This is a genomic window from Sutterella parvirubra YIT 11816 (assembly GCF_000250875.1).
Lineage (GTDB): Bacteria > Pseudomonadota > Gammaproteobacteria > Burkholderiales > Burkholderiaceae_F > Sutterella > Sutterella parvirubra.
Genome location: NZ_JH604851.1, coordinates 1 through 2787, shown reverse-complemented (window position 1 = coordinate 2787; position 2787 = coordinate 1). Strand labels below are relative to the sequence as shown.

General features: G+C 67.4%; 3 protein-coding genes. All 3 read left to right on the top strand.

What is annotated here, in order from left to right:
- On the top strand, positions 1-618 hold a 618-nt coding region (locus tag HMPREF9440_RS11750; RefSeq protein WP_008540503.1), incomplete at its 5' end, for an efflux RND transporter periplasmic adaptor subunit.
- 17 nt (positions 619-635) lie between these two features.
- Complete coding sequence (locus HMPREF9440_RS00695; protein WP_040763142.1) at positions 636-1340, top strand: ABC transporter ATP-binding protein; 705 nt, start codon at positions 636-638, stop codon at positions 1338-1340.
- Positions 1337-2545: an ABC transporter permease gene (locus HMPREF9440_RS00690; RefSeq protein WP_008540501.1), complete on the top strand. Its 1209-nt coding sequence runs from the start codon at positions 1337-1339 to the stop codon at positions 2543-2545. Before HMPREF9440_RS00695 ends, HMPREF9440_RS00690 begins: the two co-directional genes overlap by 4 nt.
- Positions 2546-2787: the final 242 nt, after the last annotated feature.

Genomic DNA, 2787 nt, shown 5'->3' with positions numbered 1-2787 from the left:
TCGGTCGAGCCCGGCTACGCCGTGGCGGCGAGCCTGCAGGCGGTGGAGCTGCTGACGCTCGCCACCGACCTGCGCGAACTGGAACTCCGCGTCGACGTGGACGAAGCCGACATCGGCGTCGTCGCGGCCGGGCAGGACGCCTACTTCACGGTGAGCTCGTATCCGGACCGGCGCTTCCCCGCGGTCTTGAAGAAGGTCGCGTACGGTTCGACCGAAACGGAAAACGTCGTCACGTACACGACGTACCTGAACGTCGACAACAAGGACCTGCTGCTGCGCCCCGGGATGACCGCGTCCGCGACGATCTCGACCGCGCACAAGGACGACGTGCTCTTGGTCCCCAACGCCGCGCTCCGGTTCCAGCCGCGCCAGACGACCGCCTCGACGCAGTCCGCGCTCATGATGGGCGGGCCCCCGCACGCGAGCGGCGAAAAGAGCGTGAAGGAAACGTCGCTTCACGGTGAGCGCATCCGCACGATCTACGTGCTGCGCAACGGCCAGGCGCTGCCCCTCGAAGTGACGACGGGCTTGACCGACGGGAGCCAGACCGAAATCGTCTCGGGCGAACTCGCCGAAGGCGACGAAGTGATCGTCGACCAGCGCCGCGCGGGCAAGTGACGCTCGGAGGGTTGGACATGACCGAACGGGTTCCGCTCATCGAATTCCGCGGCATCGGCAAGCGCTACGGGACGGGCGAATACGCCTTCACGGCGCTCCACGACATCGACCTCACGATCGACGAAGGCGAATTCGTCGCGATCATGGGTCCGTCGGGGTCGGGGAAGTCGACCGCGATGAACATCATCGGGGCGCTCGACCGCCCGTCCTGGGGCGAGTACCTCTTCGCGGGCGTGCACGTCGAGAACCTCTCGAACGACCAGCGCGCGATGCTGCGCCGCAAGTACCTCGGGTTCGTCTTCCAGGGGTTCAACCTCCTGGCGCGCACGACGGCCTTGGAAAACGTCGAACTCCCGCTCATCTACCGCGGGATGTCGACCAAAGAACGCCACAAGTTGGCGCGCGCGGCCTTGGACCGTGTGGGTCTGCTTGAGTGGGAGACCCACACCCCGGCCGAACTCTCGGGCGGGCAGCAGCAGCGCGTCGCGATCGCCCGCGCGATCGTCACGCGCCCGAAGCTCCTTTTGGCCGACGAACCGACGGGGAGCTTGGACAGCGCGCGAAGCGTGGAAATCATGGAGCTCCTCCGGGAGCTGAACCGCGAGGACGGCATCACCGTCGCGCTCGTCACGCACGAGCCCGACATGGCGACCTACGCCTCGCGTAGGATCATCTTCAAGGACGGCCATCTCGTCGATGACGGCCGGGGAGGCGGGGCATGATCTGGAACGCCTTTCTTCTTGCGCTGCGCCAGATCTGGCGCAATCCGATGCGAAGCCTTTTGACGGTGCTGGGCGTCGTCATCGGCGTCGCCGCGGTCGTCACGATGGTGACGGTCGGGAACGGCGCCTCGGACGCGATCCGCACGCAGATCGAGAGCTTCGGGAACAACCAGCTGATGCTGCGCCCCGGCATGCGCCTGGGGCCCGGCCAAAAGGTGGGCGCCCCCGACTTCAAGTTGGAAGACGCCGAAGCGCTCGTCAACCAGCTGGCCGGCATCGAAGCCGTGGCGCCGCAGACCTCGAAATCGCTCACGATCGTCGCCGAAGGCCGCAACTGGCAGACGAGCGTCATCGGGACCGACAACAACTACTTCACGATCGACAACCGCGAGTTGGAGAGCGGCCGCTACTTCGAAGACGCCGAACTCATGGCGGGCTCGGCCGTGTGCGTGATCGGCGGGACGATTCAGCGTGAACTCTTCGGCGCGAACGTCGACCCGGTCGGGAAGTCGCTTCGCACCGGCGGGTTCTCCTGCCGCGTGGTGGGGCTTTTGAAGACCAAGGGCACGGCCGCGATGGGCGGCGACCAGGACGACCTGGTCGTGATGCCGTTGAAGACCGTGCAGCGCCGCATCCTGGGCGAAAGCCGCGTCGCGAGCCTGATGCTTCGCATCAACGCGGACTCGGACCGCGAGCGCCTCAAGGACGCCGTGCGCGACCTGATGCGCGAGCGCCGTTCCTTGTCCGAGGGCGACGACGACAACTTCCAGATCATGGACACGGCGGAAATCGCCGCGAAGGTCGCCTCGACCACGCAGATCATGACGACGCTCCTGGCGGCGGTCGCCGCGGTGAGCCTCGTCGTGGGCGGCATCGGGATCATGAACATCATGCTGGTGTCGGTTACCGAGCGCACGCGCGAAATCGGCATCCGCCTCGCGATCGGCGCCTTGGGCCGCGAAGTGCAGCTGCAGTTCCTGATCGAGGCCCTCGTGCTCGGGTGCCTGGGCGGGATCCTGGGGCTCGTGGTCGCGCTGGGCGCTTCGAAGATCTTGGCGAGCGTCATGAGCGTTCCCTTCCTCTTCAACCCGGGGATCAACCTCCTCGCCTTCACGGTGTCGGCCCTGACCGGCGTCGTCTTCGGGTACTTCCCGGCGCGGCGCGCGGCGAAGCTCGACCCGATCGAAGCGGTGCGCCACGAGTAAGCGCGGACCGGCTGTAAAAACAAAACGGGCGGCCCCCTGCGGGACCGCCCGTTTTTCAATTCAGGTCGGCAGCCGATCAGAACGGAACGTCTTCGTCCAACGTGTCGATCGAAGCGCTCGTCGCGGGCGCGGCGGCCGGGGCGGCAGCCGGACGGGCGGCGGGACGCGGCTGCGATTCGAAGCCGTCCGCGGCGGGACGCGGGGCCCAGCCGCCGGACTGACCGCCGCCGGCGGGCGCGCCG